Genomic DNA, 18,258 nt, shown 5'->3' on the forward strand with positions numbered 1-18,258 from the left:
CACTTTGTATTTTTTTAAGTAGACCAGAATTATGGCAAGAATGGCAAAAGTTGTTGAACTTCCGTCGATTGCAAAGATTGATAAAAGCAAAGGAAAGATAAGTGCTCAACTGACCCAAGCCTTGCGTGAAGCTGTACAAAGTGGTGATTTACAACCCGGCGACCCTTTACCATCCTCGCGTGAGCTGGCTCAAACACTTGAAGTCGCTCGCGGAACCGTTATTGAAGCTTATGATCAACTTCTCGCTGAAGGTGTTTTTTCTTCACAAGCCCGAACTGGCACTTATGTATCTCATGCTTTAACTAAAAAAACTGTATTGGAATCTTCCCAGAAAGAAACAATTTCTAGCTCAATCCCTTTAACCAAATCAGCTCTTTGTTATGCCGAGGTACTCAAAGAGTTTAAACCCCTTCCTCATGCCCCTTTTGCAGTGTCTGTTCCGATTGCTCGTACTCAACCGAGTGATATTTGGCGTAAGTTTGGTAATAAATTTAGATCTCGGGGTGCTGGTGCTCCATCAGGTTATGGTGAACCTCAAGGGGTATTATCATTAAGAATCGCTATAGCAGATTATGTACGTCGATCCCGCTCTGTACACTGTGAACCTGAACAAATCGTGATTACACCTGGTATTCAACAGGCACTTTATATTTGCAGCCAGATTTTATTTGAAGCGAAAGATGAAGTCTGGATAGAAGATCCAGCTTATCGTGGTACTACAGCCATTTTTGAACATGCCGTAAAAAATATCCGTACGGTGCGTGTTCCTGTCGATGAAGAAGGTATTCAAGTTGAAATTGGGATTAAACTTTCAAAACATGCGCGTGCTGCTTTTGTGACACCATCTCACCAATATCCACTTGGCATGCCAATGAGTCTAGCAAGACGCACGGCTTTATTGGCTTGGGCAAAACAGCAAAATGCATGGATCATTGAAGATGACTATGACAGTGAACTTCGTTATAACGGTCAGCCCTTTCCATCTTTACAAGGTATGGCACCCAACCAAGTCATTTATCTTGGAACTTTCAGCAAAGTCTTATTTCCATCGCTTAGGCTTGGCTATGCCGTATTGCCTAAAGAACTGGTGGCACCTTTTTGTGGGCTAAGAGTATTAATTGATAGACACCCACCTGCTGCTGACCAACATGTTTTAGCTGCTTTTATTCAAGAGGGTTATTTGGAACGACATATTCGACGTACTCGACATGTTTATGCGGAAGTTCGGCAATACATTATTGGCTTGATTGAAAAACATATACCTCAAGAACTGGCTTGGTTACAGCCGGGGGATCAAGGCATGCATATGGTGTTATGGCTTTCTCATCATATTAATGATATTGACGTTGCAAGCTCGGCAGTCGATGCAGGTATTGCCGTTAAAGCAATTTCACCAACATTTTCAAAAGAGCAACAACGTCCGGGTTTAATTGTTGGCTTAGGTGATTTTGAACCCGAACAGATGCAACAAGCCATTAAAAAACTATCAAAAATTATTCAACAACATGGCAAACCGTCTTAATCCAAGCTTACAACATCAACCATAGATGAATCGCAAATGGCCCAATCAGCACCATTAAAATACCAGCGATGACCATAGTTAAACTGGCAATTACACCTTCTTCACTATTTCTTTGCTGTGCTCTGACTGTACCAAAACCATGCGCTGCATTACCAAAGGCAGCTCCATTTGCTACATTAGAACGGATTTTAGTAATCGCTAAAATCGCATCGCCGCAAATCATACCAACCAAACCGGTAATAACGGTAAATAGTGAAACCAATGCTGCCGAACCATGAATATCTTCCGCTAGAATCATGGCAAATGGTGTTGAAATAGAACGTGCCATCAAACTGTTGGTCACTTCAGGGCTAAAATGGAACCACTGTGCCATCTCATAGGCAGACATCACACCTACACTCATACCCACAATAATCGCAATCGAAAGAACCCCAAGGTTTTTACGAATTGTTTCCCGATAGCGATAAATTGGTACAGCAAAAGCAACCGTTGCTGGTCCTAACAAATTAACAATCCACTGCGTATCTTCTGCATAAGTTTGATATGAAATTCCAAAAATCGTCATCAAAATAATGGTGAGTACAGGCACACTAATTGCGGGTGATAACCAAAGTTTTGGATTTTTCTGATAGATTCGCTTTGCCACCACATAGGCAACCAAAGTCCAGATGAGACAAAGAATTGACCAAATATTCATGTCGTTTTGCTCTCTAGATATGCTTATGTTGAAGACGTTTTCGAGCTTGTAAATAAGCTTTTAAACGATTGTAATAGTGAATAGTCAGCGAAGTACTTAGCATGACTAAAATAGTCCCAATGGCAATACTCAAGACAATTTGCCATCCTTCGGTCATAAACAGGGTTTTATACTGGACAACGGCGACTACTACAGGGACAAAGAACAGTAATAGCTCACCTAAAACCACAGTTGCTCCCATTGCCACCTGATCCATTTTGATAATTTTAAAGAACAGACATAAAAGCAATAAAAACATACCTAAAATCCCCGCCGAGACAGGGACGCCGAGTTTTTGATGTAAGAGATATCCGACCCACCAAAATCCAGCCAAAATCAAAATTTGTTTAACTAAAACTAAAAGTGATGGTTGTGAGGGTGTTCCAGAAGCAGATTCAGTACTCATTTTTTGAAATTAAATGGTTAACTACATCATTATGCTATCTTGGTTAAACCAGCCAAATATGAATTATTCATGTTAATATTATTCTAAAATGGAATAATCTATTCTTTATTATGCTTTCTCTAAAATCATTACAGTGCTTCGTTACACTGGTAAAAACTAAAAGTTTTACCCGTACTGCTGAAGAGTTGTATCTGACTCAGCCCACTATTAGTAAAATATTACAACAACTCGAAGAACAGCTTCAGGTACAACTTTTTGTCAAACCCGATCATGGACGAAAAAGACAAATTGAATTAACTGAAATTGGAGAGCGTATTTATCAACATGCAATTGAGCTTCTTCAGGCAGAACAAAACATCTTTTTGGAGATAGAAAACTATCAACAATTAAAAACAGGTACTTTAAAACTTGGCGTTCCACCTTTAGGTTCCCAGCTCCTAACAACAGCCCTGTTTGACTTTCATCGCCAATGGCCAGCTATTGAATTAGCTTTTATGGAAGTAGGTTCACGCGGTATTGAACAAGCTTTACTCAATAACGAGTTAGACGTTGGCGTTTTATTGCAGCCTTTTGATGAGCAAATCTTTAATAGCATTGAGCTATGTAACTACCCTTTAATGGTACTTTTACGTCGTGATGCAACTTGGGCAACCCGCAAAAAAATAAATCTAGAAGAATTACAACACCAATCATTTTTAATGTTTCCTGAAAATTTTTCTTTGAACAGTATTATTCTCGATGCTTGTAAGCAGCATGGTTTTTATCCAACTATTGCTTGCCGTACCAGCCAATGGCATCTTTTGGCAGACATGGTGTTACAACGTATGGGGATTGCGCTTCTCCCTCAATATTATACCGACATGCTTGACCCTACTTTATTTGCAGCAGTACCACTTGAAAAACCAAATATTCAGTGGCACTTAGTCATGGCTTGGAAAAAAAATCTTCCTGTCTCACCAGCGGTACAAGCGTGGCTGAACATTGTTCGTGAGCATTTCCAGCACGTTAAGCCTTAACGTTGAATATTAAAATGGCTTAATTCAAAAACCAATAAAGCTTTTCCACAAAAAAGCTACCCAATCTTGGCTTAGCTCACTTAGACTAGATCCGATTGTTTTATGACATGGACAATAACAATGAATAATGAACATTTTAAGCTGTACACAGATTCACAATTTCTAAGCCCTTATGCGTTTACAGTTTTTGTAGGGCTACATGAAAAACAAATTCCATTTGAAATTGCGACCATCAACTTAGGCCAGCAAGGCCAATTTGAAAAATCTTATGTAGCAAAGTCATTAACTGCCAAAGTGCCTGTACTTGAGCACAATGATTTTGCCTTATCAGAATCTTCTGCCATTTTGGAATATCTTGAAGAACTTTATCCAAACACATCTATTTATCCAAAAGATATTCAAGCACGCGCAAGAGCAAGACAAATTCAGGCATGGCTCCGATCAGACTTAGTAGCACTAAGAACTGAACGACCAACCGATGTTATTTTTATTCAGCCCAAGTCCACTCCACTTTCAGAAGAAGGTCTAAAAGCTGCGGAGAAACTTTTCTTTGTTGCAGAAAAACTTCTCGCATCTGATGCCGAATTTCTTTTTGGTTCATGGAGCATTGTAGATGCTGAACTTGCCCTGATGTTGCAACGCCTTATCCAAAATGGTGATGCTGTACCAGAACGCTTAAAAACCTATGCACTACAGCAATGGCAAAGACCGACCGTACAAAAATGGCTTGCCTTGCGACATAACTAAACCCTTATATTTACACCAAACATGAGATAAAAAATGAGTGATTCAAACTATATTCCTCCACAAGTTTGGCAATGGACTGGAGAAAAAACCGATTTAAACCAACCTACCTCAGGTGCTCGTTACGAACATACACTTCCAGTAGGAAAACATCCGCTCCAGCTCTACTCTTTAGCAACGCCTAATGGTCAAAAAGTCACTATTTTGCTTGAAGAGCTTTTAGCGTTGGGACATAAAGATGCTGAATATGATGCTTGGCTGATTAAAATCGGAGAAGGACAGCAATTTGGCAGTGGCTTTGTAGACATTAATCCAAACTCTAAAATCCCGGCATTGGTTGCCCATAGCCAAACCCCGCCATTAAGAGTGTTTGAGTCTGGCTCAATTTTGCTTTACTTGGCTGAAAAGTTTAAAGCGTTTATTCCGACTGATATTGCTGCACGTACTGAATGCCTCAATTGGTTATTCTGGCAAATGGGCAGTGCACCTTACTTAGGTGGCGGTTTTGGGCATTTTTATGCTTATGCACCCGTTAAAATTGAATATGCGATTAACCGCTTTGCCATGGAAACAAAGCGTTTACTTGATGTTTTAGATCAGCATCTGGCAAAAAACGAATATTTGGCTGGTTCTGAATATTCGATTGCTGATATTGCGGCATTCCCTTGGTATGGTGGTCTTGTTAAAAACTGGGTGTATAACGGCGCGGAGTTTTTAGGTGTCGATCAATATAAAAATGTTCAGCGTTGGGCAGATGCGATTTTAGCGCGCCCTGCGGTTCAACGCGGGCGTATGGTTAACCGTACTTTTGGTGATTTAGCTACGCAGTTGCATGAACGCCATGATGCGAGTGATTTTGAGACCAAGACTCAAGATAAATTGCAGAACCAGTCTTAAAAATATCATTCAGTTTTTGACTTACCCGCAAGATATTTCATTTTTGCGGGTATTCAAAGGTGGCAAAATAGCCCGTATATAACTCACTCAGCCAAGCGACAAAAACTCGTACGCGTGGCGAGAGCTGCCTGTGCTGCGGATATAAAGCAGAAACAGACATCTTCGGGATTTCCCACGCAGATAAAACCTCAACCAACTGCCCGTCTTTTAACTCATTCGCCACATGGTAGCGCGGGACCTGAATTAAACCTGCCCCACGTAAAGCAGATAATACATAGTTTTCAGCATCATTTACCGCGATCCAGCTTTTTAAAAAATAATCTTGTTTTTTACCGTTCACCATCAATTCAAATGGATAATTTCGCCCGCCTGTTGTCGAGAAGAAATTAACACAATAATGTGATAACAAATCTTCTGGTTGCTGTGGCGTTCCATTTTTATTTAAATAGTCAGGACTTGCACAAATGACTTGTGGCATATCAACCAAATGTCTAGCAATTAAAGTGGAATCATCCAAACGCCCCGCTCTCACCACACAATCTATCCCTTCTCTAATCAGATCAACCAAGCGATCACCTGTACTAATTACCAGTTCAATGTCGGGGTACAACTCGTGAAATTGATCAATATTAGGTAAAACAATTTTGGTCGCATGCGCACCGGATAAATCGACACGTAGCAAACCACGGGGCTGTGCAATTACATTGCGTAAAGACGATTCGGCATCATCAAGTTCCGATAATATTTGTGTGCAGCGTTCATAAAATGCCTGTCCATCTAGTGATGGTCTTACATGCCGAGTCGTCCGTTCTAGCAAACGGCACTGTAAATTACTCTCTAACTCCTTAATGGCATTACTTGCAGTAGCACGTGGGATATTCAGCTGATCGGCTGCCTGACTAAAACTACCTAGCTCTACGATGCGGGTAAAAAGTTGCAAGGTATCAAATTTATCCATGGTGCTATCTTTTAACCCTATCCATTATTAATGTATACGGAATTATCTTATCCAATTCTGATGATTTATCCCATATTTCTATATTATTAAAATAAGCCATACTTACTCAAACAGGCAATCTAAAAATGAATATTTCAAGAAAAACAGCTCTGGTTACTGGCGCATCACGTGGTATTGGTCGTGCTATTGCTGAACGCTTAGCACAAGATGGCTTTTATGTCATTGTTAACTATGCTGGCAATAAGGTTCATGCCCAAGCAACTGTAGATCATATTATTGAGCAAGGTGGTCAAGCCTCAGCTATTAAAGCGGACGTTGCAAATGAACATGAGGTGAACCGTTTATTTCAAGAGGCAAAGGCCATTAATGGTCAATTAGACGTTGTGGTTCATAGTGCCGGTATTATGCCTATGGCAAAAATTACACCTGAAAGCCTGCCAGATTTCGATAAAGTGATTCATACTAATTTACGTGGCTCGTTTTTAATATTGGCGCATGCGGCCGAAACAGTGCCAGATGGTAGTCGGATTATTGCGCTTTCAACCAGTGTAATTGCCAAATCTTTTCGAGCATATGGTCCTTATATTGCTTCAAAAGCAGGTGTCGAAGGTTTGGTACATGTGTTAGCAAATGAGTTACGCGGACGGAATATTACTGTAAATGCCGTTGCGCCCGGCCCGACAGGTACTGACCTTTTTTATAATAGAAAAACTGACGAGCAAGTGGAAGCTATTGCAAAACTTGCTCCATTGGAAAGAATCGGGACACCTGACGAAATTGCTGGCGTAGTTGCCATGCTGGCTAGTCCAGATGGACGTTGGGTAAATTCACAAGTCATTCGAGTAAATGGTGGATTTGCTTAATGTTTAAAACCGTGTGGATTATTTTAATTCACACGGTTTTTTACTAACTATTAAAATTTCTTAAATCTATTTTATTTTAATAAGTTTATAAGATTAACTAATACTATTTTTATAAAAATATCCCTCATTCTTATTTATCAAAATAATATATATAAATAGATATTCCTTATTTTTGCTTATATTTAAAAACGCGTAAATTGAACCTTAACAATCTGAATCAAAGATAAGGATATATTCAATGAACGCTAAATTAAATACAGAAGCTCCGCAAAGCTTTATCTCAAATGATTCAAATACATCCTTTTCAGCCGAAGAAATTCTTTATAAAGCACAGCAATACACACAGGACCATGAACTTAATTTTAGTGGCAGTTTATCACCTACTGATGCATGGCAACTCGTACAACAGGGCGAAGCTGTTTTAGTTGATGTGCGTACCAATGAAGAACGCAAATTTGTGGGTTATGTCCCTGAAAGTGTTCATGTCGCTTGGGCAACAGGCACGTCATTTAACCGTAATCCACGCTTTTTAAAAGAACTTGAATCAAAAGTTGGCAAAGATAAAACCATTCTTTTGTTATGTCGTAGTGGCAACCGTTCAGCACAAGCTGCCGAGGCCGCATTTAATGCAGGTTTTGAGCACATTTATAACGTTCTTGAAGGCTTCGAAGGCGATCTAAATGATCAGCAACAGCGTAATCAGAAAAATGGCTGGCGCATCCATCAACTTCCTTGGCAACAAGACTAATATTTTAATCAATTTTCAGTGAATCAAGGAAAGCTTGTGACTCAATGGAACATTAATGCGGTTGTACAAGGTTTACAACAAGCAAGGCATGACTGGCGTCAACAACAGCACCGGACCAAAGAATTTTGGGGTCGTGAACTTCCATCTAAAGAGGCTTTAAAAGCCATTTTAGATGATCTGTGCGGAATTTTATTTCCAATGCGTTTAGGCCCTGCCGACTTACGTCAGGAAACTGAGGATTCTTATATTGCCTATACTTTAAATCGGGTACTCACAGCCTTACATGCTCAAGTACAACTGGCTTTAAACTATGAAGCAAAACGTCATTTGAGTCATTCGAACACAGTCCAACAGCCAGACGAACTTGCTCAAAATATTGTGCAGGATTTTGCCAACACCTTGCCCTCTATACGACGTCTTTTAGACGGCGATGTGCGTGCTGCTTATGAAGGCGATCCGGCGGCGCATAGTGTGGATGAGGTATTACTTTGCTATCCGGGTATATTTGCGATTATTCATCATCGAATAGCGCATCAACTCTATGCCCAAGTGCCTTTATTGTCTCGCATTATTTCCGAGTTGGCGCATTCTGCAACTGGTATTGATATTCATCCGGGTGCAAAAATCGGTAAAGGATTCTTCATCGATCATGGTACGGGTGTGGTGATTGGTGAAACTAGCGTTATTGGAGAGCGTGTTCGTATTTATCAGGCAGTGACCCTTGGAGCGAAACGATTTGAAACGAATGATGATGGTGGTTTGAAAAAAGACTATACACGCCATCCAATTGTTGAAGATGACGTGGTGATCTATGCAGGTGCCACTATTTTAGGTCGTATTACGATTGGTCGAGGGTCCATTATTGGGGGAAATGTCTGGCTTACACATAGTATTCCCGCAGGAAGCCAGATTTTACAGTCACCACTGGAGGCTTATCAAAAAAATCCAGAATTTAAATAAATCGTACTCACAATTTTATATATAAGAGTTTTAACCAATATATTAAAAATATGAATTTGGTATATATAAATCAGTTTATTACTTATTTATATTAAATTTTCATAAATATATGCTTATTAATAATAAGTGACCTGTATTCATTTATTTATACCTTATTCATATTTTGAAAATCGAATATTTAATTCTAATCTGTTAACACGATAATTTAAAAATTTAACATTTTATAACCAAGCCACTGTAATAAGGAAAAATGATTCATGGCGAAAAATACTGACAAAGCCCAACTTGCGCTGGGGGACCACGCAGCCCGTCAACTGGCCAATGCAACCAAAACTGCTCCCCAACTTTCTACAATTACTCCCAGATGGCTGACTCACTTACTTCAATGGCTTCCTGTTGAAGCAGGTATCTACCGCTTAAACCGTGTAAGTAATACCGATGATATTCAAGTCGCTTGCACACAACGCGATGAAGCAACTTTACCTCAAACTTTTGTTGATTATGACCCAGAGCCACGCGAATACTTTTTAAATGGTGTATCTACTGTTTTAGATGTACATACACGTGTTGCTGACCTTTACAGCAGCCCACACGACCAAATTAAAGAACAGCTCCGTTTAACCATTGAAACCATTAAAGAACGTCAAGAAAGTGAGCTTATCAATAACCCTGAATATGGTTTACTGGCAAGTGTGACAGATGACCAACGTATTTCGACTTTAAATGGCCCACCTACTCCAGATGATCTTGATGATTTGCTACGTAAAGTCTGGAAAGAACCGGGATTTTTCCTAGCACACCCTGATGCGATTGCAGCATTTGGACGTGAATGTACACGCCGTGGTGTGCCACCTCCAACGGTTAGCTTATTTGGTTCGCAATTCATTACATGGCGCGGTATTCCAATCATTCCATCAAATAAAATTCCTGTAGAAGATGGCAAAACTAAAATCTTGCTGCTTCGTGTTGGTGAAAAGCGTCAAGGGATTGTTGGTTTGTTCCAACCTGGTCTTGCTGGTGAACAGTCACCAGGGCTTTCAGTACGCTTTATGGGAATCAACCGTAACGCGATTGCGTCGTATCTAATCTCGTTATATTGCTCACTTGCAGTACTCACTGATGATGCGTTGGCAGTATTAGATGATGTGGAGGTGGACAAATATCATGACTACCCAGTTAACTACAAGTAATCTGCAAGGTAGTCCAACGGGGCCTGAAGTGACTGGTGTTAATCCACCAGCCAACTTCCCTGATGAGTCCACCATTGCTCGACTTGCTAATGAGTTTTTTTCAGCATTACCAAGCTCAAGCAGTTCAACTTCTCCATCGGGCCTAAACTTGGACTTACCTGTCGGAGCGCCACCACACCCACCACAACCGGGTGAACCATTTTCTGCACTCAGTGGTCGTGCGCCCAATATCGCCTTTCAGAAAAGTCTTAATCCGGAATATCCTGAACATATTCCAAATTTGCCAGACTACCCTGAACGTCGAATTGTAGCGTCTGCGCCTGTGGTTGGTGGAGCTAATTTGCCGCGCCCACCATTTGAGCCACATTTGCCACAAGCTGCTCATAGTGAACCCAATGTGCCACGCATTGAACCAAACTTACCCACTGGTGCAGGTGAATCACCTTATTATTTTTTAAATGATTTTTCTGCTCCCAATACAGCAGAACCGTCTGTTAAAGGTGTTGAAGATAATTATTCAGTTGCACAGTCTTTTCAGTTGCCACATGGTGACCAGCTGAAGTCATTACTGACGGAAGATCGTTTTGCAACGAACACGCCCACCCAAAGTTCGGCAAGCTCTGCATTTTATTTTTTAGACTTGCCTCAAAGTGGACAAAGTTATAGTCACTATCAACCATCGCAACCCACTTTTGTAGCAAGCAGTGCTCAACCACTCGATGTGCATGCCATACGTCGCGATTTCCCAATTTTACAGGAACGCGTCAATGGTCGACCTTTGGTCTGGTTTGATAATGCAGCCACTACACAAAAACCGCAGCGCGTGATTGATCGGATTGCTTATTTTTATCAGCATGAAAACTCAAATATTCACCGTGCTGCCCATGAGTTAGCAGCTCGTGCAACCGATGCCTATGAGCATGCAAGAAATGTAGTGGCCCGATTTATTGGTGCACCCTCTTCTAAAGAAATTATCTTTGTTCGAGGAACAACCGAAGGCATTAATCTGATTGCAAAAACATGGGGTGAGCAAAATATTGGTGAAGGTGATGAAATTATCGTTTCTCACTTAGAACACCATGCCAATATTGTGCCTTGGTATCAACTCACTAAAAAAACTGGAGCGAAATTACGAGTCATTCCTGTGGATGACACTGGGCAAATTATTTTAGAAGAATTGCCAAAACTGATTAATGAGCGCACCAAACTGCTGTCGATTACTCAAGTTTCAAATGCTTTGGGTACAGTCACACCTGTTGCTGAAGTCATTAAAATTGCGCATGCCAAAGGTGTTCGTGTTTTAGTTGATGGTGCTCAATCTGTTTCGCACATCCCTACCGATGTACAAGCTCTTGATGCAGACTTTTTTGTGTTTTCTGGACATAAAGTGTTTGGTCCAACAGGTATTGGTGCGGTCTATGCAAAACCAGAATTGCTAGAAAGTATGCCTGTTTGGGAAGGCGGCGGTAACATGATTCAGGATGTTACCTTCGAACAAGTAGTTTACCAACCTGCACCAAACAAGTTTGAAGCTGGAACTGGAAACATTGCCGATGCTGTTGGTTTAGGCGCTGCACTTGAATATGTCGAAAGTCTAGGCATTCATAACATTGCTCGCTATGAACATGATCTACTCGAATATGGTCAAAATGCGCTGAGTAGTGTGTCAGGTTTACGCCTGATCGGAACCGCACATCACAAAGCCAGTGTTATGTCCTTTACCTTACAAGGCTATTCAACCGAACAAGTGGGTAAAGCTTTAAATCAACATGGTATTGCTGTACGTTCTGGGCACCATTGTGCACAGCCAATTTTACGTCGTTTTGGTGTAGAACAGACCGTGCGTCCGTCTTTGGCTTTTTATAACACGACGGAAGAAATTGATTTATTGGTGTCAGTGTTACATCAACTGACACGTAATAGGCGTAGCAATTAAATCTATTTTTAGACTAGAAAAGACTGCTTTTGAGCGGTCTTTTTTATGGATTATTTATTAAAACTACTTGAACTCAACTTCATATATAGGAATAAGACAAAATAGCTATCACAGTTGAGTCTTATTATTTGAAATTCGATTTCTAAGTTAGCCTTCGGCTCGAGCTAAAAATTATTAGTACTATAGATAATTTAAAGTGCTTATCACGGCGGAGTCTTACCGTTTTCAAATCCAAAGAAAGTAGCTAATTCCGTTACTTTTTTAAAAAAGTAACCAAAAACTTTCTCATCCACAGAACCTGTTCTCTGTTTTCATTTTTCAAATAATATTGCAAATACATTATCTTTATAAATTATGGGCAGGCTGTGGATGAAATTTAGCACTAGCAAATGCAAGTATGGGCTCCGTTGTGCTAGTCTAAAAACTTGCAGATGACTTTAACCTGAGGAAATATCAATAGATATCCAACTTAATTAAACAATCCCCAAATCAATCTCAACGCAATCCCAATCAACAACACTCCCATCACCCGCTCAAAATAAACTCCAAATTCTAAAAACCGTTTACGTACAATAGGCTGTGCAAACAGTACACTCACCACCATAAACCAAATAGCATTGACCATACACATCCATATTCCATAAAAGACCTGAACTTTCATTGGTGTAGTTGTACTTACAATCGTCGTAAAAATTGCCAGAAAAAAGATAGTGGCTTTTGGGTTTAACGCATTGGTAAGAAAACCCATTGTAAAAGCTTTAAATAAACTCGGCTTATCACTGCCTGCTTGGCCATTAATTTCAATATTGGTATTCGGCTGGCTACGTAAACACTGCCACCCCAAATAAATTAAATAGACTGCTCCCGCTGTTCTAATAAGCGACATGAGCCATTCACTTTGTTGAATCAAAAAACCAATCCCAACCAAGGTATAAAAGACATGAACCGAAATCCCAACACCAATACCAATTGCGGTTAGACATCCAATCAAATAACCATAACGTACACTTTGTCTGACCGTAATCACAAAATCTGGTCCCGGTAAAATCACCGCCATAAAATGAATAAGAGCTAGCGTTAAAAACTCATGTCCATACAACTGCCGCATAACAATTTAGTTTCCTGAAAATCACCTAAAAGATTGTATTGCGATTTTTTAGACGCGATAATCTAATCAAAATCCAAATAATTTTTGCCTCATGAGCACAAATCAAAATCTGGTTCTGTTAAATGAAATGGCGACTTTCGTTAAGGTTGTCGAGTCGGAAAGCTTTTCTGAAACTGCCCGCCAGCTTGGTACAACACCTTCTGCTGTGAGCCGCGCGATTGCTCGTTTAGAACGTGCTTTAGGCACCCGCTTACTCTATCGGACTACACGGAAACTTCGTTTAAGTGAAAGTGGACAACAGGTCTATCAACGCTGTTTAGATATGGTGAATGCGGCACAAGCAGTCATGGAAAGTTCGGGTCAATTTCATGTTGAACCAGAAGGTATTATTCGTATGAGTGTTCCAAAAGCTGTGGGACATTTTATGATTCATCCGCATTTACCCGAATTTTTAGAACGCTACCCTAAAATTGATATACAGATGCTTTTAGAAGATCGCTATGTAGATCTCATTGATGATGGCGTCGATTTAGCACTTCGAATTACAGAGCAACCACCAGGTGGTCTTATGGGCCGAAAACTCATTGATATTGATCACTTGGTTTGTGCTACGCCTGAGTATTTGGCCAAGCATGGCATACCGAACCACCCTCATGATTTAAAGCAGCATGAATGTATTTACTTGGGTGAACAAGCCAGTGACTCAAAGTGGAAATTTCAGCAAGGAAATAAATCGATCAGTGTTGCCGTGCGTGGTCGTTATGCAGCAAACCATACAGGTGTGCGTTTGAGTGCCGCATTACAGCATTTAGGTATTGCGAGCTTGCCATACTTCGTTGCACGCCATGCACTACAACAAGGTACCTTAGTGCAGGTTTTACCAGATTGGTATTTTAAGACCTATTATAGTGGTGGGCTGTGGTTACTTTATCCACCGACACGGCATGTCCCGCCTAAATTGAGTGTGTTGATTCAATATTTGGCAGATAAATTAGCAGCAGAGCCGACTTTAAAAATCTAGTCGGCTCTTAACTCGAGCAAATCCTATCTAGAGTCCTCTTTATTAGAATTACTCAACCAATAAATCTTTTGGATTAATCGTATCGCCATAGACAGGTTTTAAAGTCTTTTCATAAGCCTGATGAATCACACCTTCTTTAGCCAGTTTCTCTAAATCTTGATTCAACCAGTCCAATAACTCTTTATCACCCTTTTTCACTGCTGGTGCAATTAAGTCCTGCTCACCTAAATTGGTAATGCCAACAGTGTAATTTGGATTTTCTTTAGCCCAAGCTAAAACCAGCAAGTTATCATGTGCAAGCGCAGCACCACGACCATCTTTTAAAGCATCAAAAGTTTCAGTGTTTTGCTCATACTTTTGTAGTTTAATTTCAGGATGAGTCTTGGTGAAGAATGAATCAGCTGTCGTCCCTTTGTTCACCAACAAAGTTTTATCTTTAAGTTGAGCCACATCAGTAATCGGATGACTTTTAGGAGAAACCACACCGAGCGCCACTTTTAAATAAGGTTTAGCAAAATCGACAACTTCTTTACGTTCTGGTGTAACAGTAAAGTTGGCAAAAATAATATCCACTTTATTGGCTTTTAAGTATTCGACACGGTTAGCCGCTTCAGTTAAAACAAACTCAACTTTGTTTTCATCACCCAGCAAATCTTTAGCGACATGCTTAGCAATTTCTACATCAAAACCTTGATTTTTACCTTGAGCATCTAAATATCCAAATGGCGGTTTATCACTAAATACACCAATTCGTACCACACCATTCTTTTTGATCTGTTCAATACTCGACACAGTTTGTGTAGTATCTGCCGTTTTTTCAGTAGACTGAGTTCCTTTGTCACATGCAACTAAACCTAAACTCAGTAAAGACGCAGCTAAAATATGCTTCACGTTTTGAAATGTTAATGTTGTCATTATTTCACCCTATCGTTCTTGTAAAAGTCTTATTTAAAAATAGCAGCGCCTACTTTCAGACACTGCTCTAGCGATATCGAAAATTATTGGCCTACATCTAAAAACACATTCGGATTGACCGAGTCACCGTAAATTGGTTTCAAGGTTTCATCATAAATTTTCTTAATTTCACCACTAGTTCTTAGCTGCTTAATTTCAGTATTGAGCCAATTCAATAGTTGGGTATTGCCCTTTTTCACTGCTGGTGCAATAAACTCTTGATCACCAATAGATTGAATACCCGCCACATAACTTGGGTTCTTCGCGGCCCATGCCAAAGCATACGTACTATCTTGTGAAATTGCGTCACCACGACCGTCGGTTAAAGCTTTGAAGGCATCCGAATTTCTTTCAAACTTGAGTAAATTCACTTTCGGATAATGCTTGGTAAAGTAAGTATCCGAACTTGTGCCTTTATTGACAATTAAGGTTTTACCTTCTAATTGGGCAATGTCGGTAATCGGCTTGGCTTTAGGCGAGACAATACCAAACGCACCTTTTAAATAAGGCTCAGCAAAATCGACAACCTCTTTACGTTCAGGCGTTACCGTAAATGTCGCGAATACAACATCAGCTCGATTTGATTTTAAAAACTCCACCCGATTTGAAGCTTCAGTCACAATAAACTCAACTTTCTTTTCATCACCGAGCAAATCTTTAGTAACCCGTTTTGCTAAAGCCACATCAAAGCCCTGATTATTTCCAGCACTGTCTACATAACCAAACGGCGGATCATCAGCAAAAACCGCAACTCGTAGAACTCCATTTTTTTTGACTTGCTCTAAAGAATGGTCTTCTTGAGAATTACTTGCCTGTTCAGTTGATGGCGTTTTACTACATGCAGTTAACAACACCCCAGCAACAGCAAGACTGCTTAATATTTTTATTGAATTACGTTTAAACATTCACTTCCTCATGATTCAAATAATAAAAATTTAGTACGACAAAATATTTAGAAAGGCTTTCGCTCGTTCTGTTTTCGGCTGTTCAAAAAATTCTTCTGGTGAAGCCTGTTCAATAATCTTGCCCTTATCCATAAAAATAATGCGGTCGGCAACCTTACGGGCAAAGGACATCTCATGTGTCACAATCAACATGGTCATTCCTTCGTTCGCTAACTTAAGTACTACATCGAGCACTTCCCTAACCATTTCCGGATCAAGCGCAGCGGTAATTTCATCAAGTAAAATCACTTGAGGTTGCATGACCAGTGAACGAACAATGGCAATACGCTGTTTTTGTCCGCCAGAAAGTTGTCGTGGATAATCAAGTTTTCGCTCATATAGCCCGACTCGCTTTAGCAATTCATCTGCGACTTGTTCAGCTTCATCGCGGTGGCGTTTTTGTACTTTGAGTGGTCCAAGCAAAATATTGTCAATAACATTCATATGCCCAAATAGCTCATAGTTTTGAAAAACCATGCCAATTTTTTGACGAGCATTAGTCCAGTCCACATCTTTACCGAGCACGCCTGAACCAGTTAAACGAATCTCACCACCCTGAATCGGTTCTAAGCCATTAATACAGCGCAATAAAGTACTTTTACCGCAGCCCGATGGACCTAAAATAACAACCACCTCTCCTTGTTCTACATCCAGATCAATGCCCTGTAAAATATGACTTTGTGCAAATGATTTCTGTAATTGTTGTATCGATAACAAAGGCATAATTACTCCCAGACCTTTTCTAAATGTGCCGCCAAACGAGATAAGGGATAGCAAATTAGAAAATACAAAATAAAAATAAAGCCATAAATCCAAAGAGAAGCACTCGGCACGGTTAACAGCGAATTTTCAATAATTTGCTGGCCAACTTTAATGACCTCAACTACACCAATCAGGACTGCCAAGGAACTAGTTTTCACCATTCGGGTAAATAAATTAATCGCGCCAGGAGTTACTCGTTTTAAACTTTGCGGAAAAATGACATAGACCAAAGCTTGAACATGGGTAAGTCCGAGCGCATAGGCCGAATCACGTTGATGCTGATCAATCGAAGTAATGGCAGCACGAACCAAATCGCCCATTTCAGCCGTACCCCATAAAACAAACACAACAACGCAAACCCACATTGCAGAAAACTGCCAGTTAAACCATGTCGCAAAGCCGAAATAAAACACAAACAGCAAAACTAAAATTGGAATGATTCGAATCGCTTCTAAATACAGACGGCACAATGCTTTAACGACTATGTTTTTAGAAGTCATAATGACGCCGAAAACTGTGCCGAAAATTGCAGAGAAAAAGACCGAAATAAAAGCAATTTTTGCAGTTGCCCAAAGTCCCCACATTAAACGTTCGAGGTGACTCGCTTGAAATAGATAATCAAGTTCCATGGCTCACCTTCCGACTTCTGTGCTCCAGATAACTGGTTAAAATAGACACGGGCAATAAAATAATCAGATAAGCCATGATGAGTAAAAACAGAGCTTCCGTAGTTTTATAGTCCATGCCAATTAAGTCTTTGGTCACAAAAAGCAGTTCAACGACAGCAATGGCACTCACCACAGAACTTTCTTTAATTAGAAATAGGCAATTTGCCCCTATTGCCGGAATTGAAATAGCCAGTGCTTGAGGAAAAATGACATATCTAAAAATTTGAATCGGTTGCAGACCAATACTTTTTGCTGAGTCAATTTGCCCTTTTGCCACAGACTGCAAACCTGCTCGAAAAGCTTCAGCCATATAGCTTCCGCCTAAAAAGGTCAGTCCGATTACACCGCAAGTAAAACCATCGATTTTGATGCCCAGTTTTGGCAAACCGTAATACAAAAAGAACAGTTGAATTAATAAAGGGGTATTTCGAGATAACTCAATATAGAACTGGGCAATTCTATTTAGTACCCGCACGCGATATGTGATTAAAATGCTGCAAATCAGTCCTACAATAATCGCCAAAATAATGCTGATAATTGAAATTTTCAGCGTGGTCAAAGTTGCAGAGAAAAATTGCGGCAACACACTATGGATATACTGCCAGTTCAAGGAAAATTCCAAAAATAATATTAAAACGTTATAAATATTTAGCTTTCATCAGCCATTAAATATTTGTGCAACGAGTTTATTTTTTTCCCAATTGGTCTAAAACTATTTTTATTAGATAAGCTTTTCTATAAGTTTGATAAATTCGATCTGGCAATCGAAAATCTTCGAATCAGTTGAATACAATCGCTCAAAACATATTCACTAAAATAAAGATG

At 39.9% G+C, this 18,258-nt stretch carries 20 protein-coding genes; 11 read left to right on the top strand and 9 right to left on the bottom strand.

Features of this window, described 5'->3' with window-relative positions:
* Positions 1 to 31 precede the first annotated feature (31 nt).
* The gene (locus J671_RS18680; protein ID WP_031983095.1) at positions 32 to 1,522 is read left to right on the top strand and encodes a PLP-dependent aminotransferase family protein; all 1,491 of its coding nucleotides are present in this window, start codon (positions 32 to 34) and stop codon (positions 1,520 to 1,522) included.
* A 7-nt stretch (positions 1,523 to 1,529) separates the two neighbouring features.
* Here the strand turns inward: J671_RS18680 and J671_RS18685 are convergent, their stop codons facing one another.
* Entirely contained in the window at positions 1,530 to 2,219 is a 690-nt protein-coding gene (locus J671_RS18685) for an LrgB family protein (protein WP_004887631.1), read from the bottom strand.
* A gap of 13 nt (positions 2,220 to 2,232) precedes the next feature.
* Positions 2,233 to 2,664, bottom strand: coding sequence for a CidA/LrgA family protein (locus J671_RS18690; protein ID WP_004709330.1), 432 nt, complete (start codon positions 2,662 to 2,664; stop codon positions 2,233 to 2,235).
* 110 nt (positions 2,665 to 2,774) lie between these two features.
* On the opposite strand from J671_RS18690, the gene J671_RS18695 reads away from it, so the two are divergent.
* From J671_RS18695 to yghU, 3 genes are all read left to right on the top strand, one after another.
* Entirely contained in the window at positions 2,775 to 3,680 is a 906-nt protein-coding gene (locus J671_RS18695) for a LysR family transcriptional regulator (RefSeq protein WP_004887632.1), read from the top strand.
* A gap of 120 nt (positions 3,681 to 3,800) precedes the next feature.
* Positions 3,801 to 4,427, top strand: coding sequence for a glutathione transferase (gene yfcF / locus J671_RS18700; protein WP_004887634.1), 627 nt, complete (start codon positions 3,801 to 3,803; stop codon positions 4,425 to 4,427).
* Positions 4,428 to 4,460: 33 nt separating this feature from the next.
* A complete protein-coding gene (gene yghU / locus J671_RS18705; RefSeq protein ID WP_031983096.1) occupies positions 4,461 to 5,321 on the top strand; it encodes a glutathione-dependent disulfide-bond oxidoreductase in 861 nt (286 codons plus the stop codon).
* Positions 5,322 to 5,358: 37 nt separating this feature from the next.
* On the opposite strand, the gene J671_RS18710 is transcribed toward yghU, so the two are convergent.
* A complete protein-coding gene (locus tag J671_RS18710; protein ID WP_004887641.1) occupies positions 5,359 to 6,279 on the bottom strand; it encodes a LysR family transcriptional regulator in 921 nt (306 codons plus the stop codon).
* Positions 6,280 to 6,404: 125 nt separating this feature from the next.
* Here J671_RS18710 and J671_RS18715 point away from each other — a divergent pair, with 125 nt between their 5' ends.
* The 5 genes from J671_RS18715 (at position 6,405) to J671_RS18735 (ending at position 11,976) form a co-directional block, all read left to right on the top strand.
* Positions 6,405 to 7,142, top strand: coding sequence for an SDR family oxidoreductase (locus J671_RS18715; protein ID WP_031983098.1), 738 nt, complete (start codon positions 6,405 to 6,407; stop codon positions 7,140 to 7,142).
* Between the two features lie 238 nt (positions 7,143 to 7,380).
* Complete coding sequence (locus J671_RS18720; protein WP_004887645.1) at positions 7,381 to 7,890, top strand: rhodanese-like domain-containing protein; 510 nt, start codon at positions 7,381 to 7,383, stop codon at positions 7,888 to 7,890.
* An 18-nt stretch (positions 7,891 to 7,908) separates the two neighbouring features.
* Positions 7,909 to 8,850, top strand: a complete 942-nt coding sequence (gene epsC, locus J671_RS18725; protein WP_081404933.1) for a serine O-acetyltransferase EpsC — start codon at positions 7,909 to 7,911, stop codon at positions 8,848 to 8,850.
* A gap of 257 nt (positions 8,851 to 9,107) precedes the next feature.
* The gene (locus J671_RS18730) at positions 9,108 to 10,040 is read left to right on the top strand and encodes a family 2A encapsulin nanocompartment shell protein (RefSeq protein WP_004887649.1); all 933 of its coding nucleotides are present in this window, start codon (positions 9,108 to 9,110) and stop codon (positions 10,038 to 10,040) included.
* On the top strand, positions 10,015 to 11,976 hold the full coding sequence (locus J671_RS18735) for a family 2A encapsulin nanocompartment cargo protein cysteine desulfurase (RefSeq protein ID WP_004887650.1): 1,962 nt from the start codon (positions 10,015 to 10,017) through the stop codon (positions 11,974 to 11,976). Before J671_RS18730 ends, J671_RS18735 begins: the two co-directional genes overlap by 26 nt.
* Positions 11,977 to 12,445: 469 nt before the next feature.
* Here the strand turns inward: J671_RS18735 and J671_RS18740 are convergent, their stop codons facing one another.
* The gene (locus J671_RS18740) at positions 12,446 to 13,084 is read right to left on the bottom strand and encodes a LysE family translocator (protein WP_031983102.1); all 639 of its coding nucleotides are present in this window, start codon (positions 13,082 to 13,084) and stop codon (positions 12,446 to 12,448) included.
* A 91-nt stretch (positions 13,085 to 13,175) separates the two neighbouring features.
* Between J671_RS18740 and J671_RS18745 the strand changes: the two genes are divergently transcribed.
* Positions 13,176 to 14,105, top strand: a complete 930-nt coding sequence (locus J671_RS18745; protein ID WP_004887652.1) for a LysR family transcriptional regulator — start codon at positions 13,176 to 13,178, stop codon at positions 14,103 to 14,105.
* Positions 14,106 to 14,153: 48 nt separating this feature from the next.
* Here the strand turns inward: J671_RS18745 and J671_RS18750 are convergent, their stop codons facing one another.
* The 5 genes from J671_RS18750 to J671_RS18770 all read right to left on the bottom strand — a co-directional run bounded on the left by J671_RS18750 (position 14,154) and on the right by J671_RS18770 (position 18,043).
* On the bottom strand, positions 14,154 to 15,020 hold the full coding sequence (locus J671_RS18750) for a cysteine ABC transporter substrate-binding protein (RefSeq protein WP_000209985.1): 867 nt from the start codon (positions 15,018 to 15,020) through the stop codon (positions 14,154 to 14,156).
* An 83-nt stretch (positions 15,021 to 15,103) separates the two neighbouring features.
* Entirely contained in the window at positions 15,104 to 15,964 is an 861-nt protein-coding gene (locus J671_RS18755; protein ID WP_000476797.1) for a transporter substrate-binding domain-containing protein, read from the bottom strand.
* A 30-nt stretch (positions 15,965 to 15,994) separates the two neighbouring features.
* The gene (locus tag J671_RS18760; protein WP_001130362.1) at positions 15,995 to 16,726 is read right to left on the bottom strand and encodes an amino acid ABC transporter ATP-binding protein; all 732 of its coding nucleotides are present in this window, start codon (positions 16,724 to 16,726) and stop codon (positions 15,995 to 15,997) included.
* Between the two features lie 2 nt (positions 16,727 to 16,728).
* The gene (locus tag J671_RS18765; RefSeq protein ID WP_000418067.1) at positions 16,729 to 17,394 is read right to left on the bottom strand and encodes an amino acid ABC transporter permease; all 666 of its coding nucleotides are present in this window, start codon (positions 17,392 to 17,394) and stop codon (positions 16,729 to 16,731) included.
* Entirely contained in the window at positions 17,384 to 18,043 is a 660-nt protein-coding gene (locus tag J671_RS18770) for an amino acid ABC transporter permease (RefSeq protein ID WP_001104469.1), read from the bottom strand. The genes J671_RS18765 and J671_RS18770 overlap by 11 nt, the downstream gene beginning before the upstream one ends.
* A 63-nt stretch (positions 18,044 to 18,106) precedes the next feature.
* On the opposite strand from J671_RS18770, the gene J671_RS25310 reads away from it, so the two are divergent.
* Entirely contained in the window at positions 18,107 to 18,220 is a 114-nt protein-coding gene (locus J671_RS25310; protein ID WP_078225548.1) for a hypothetical protein, read from the top strand.
* The last annotated feature ends 38 nt before the right edge of the window (positions 18,221 to 18,258 follow it).

The sequence above is a fragment of the Acinetobacter sp. 1130196 genome (assembly GCF_000588095.1).
Classification (GTDB): Bacteria; Pseudomonadota; Gammaproteobacteria; order Pseudomonadales; family Moraxellaceae; genus Acinetobacter; species Acinetobacter nosocomialis.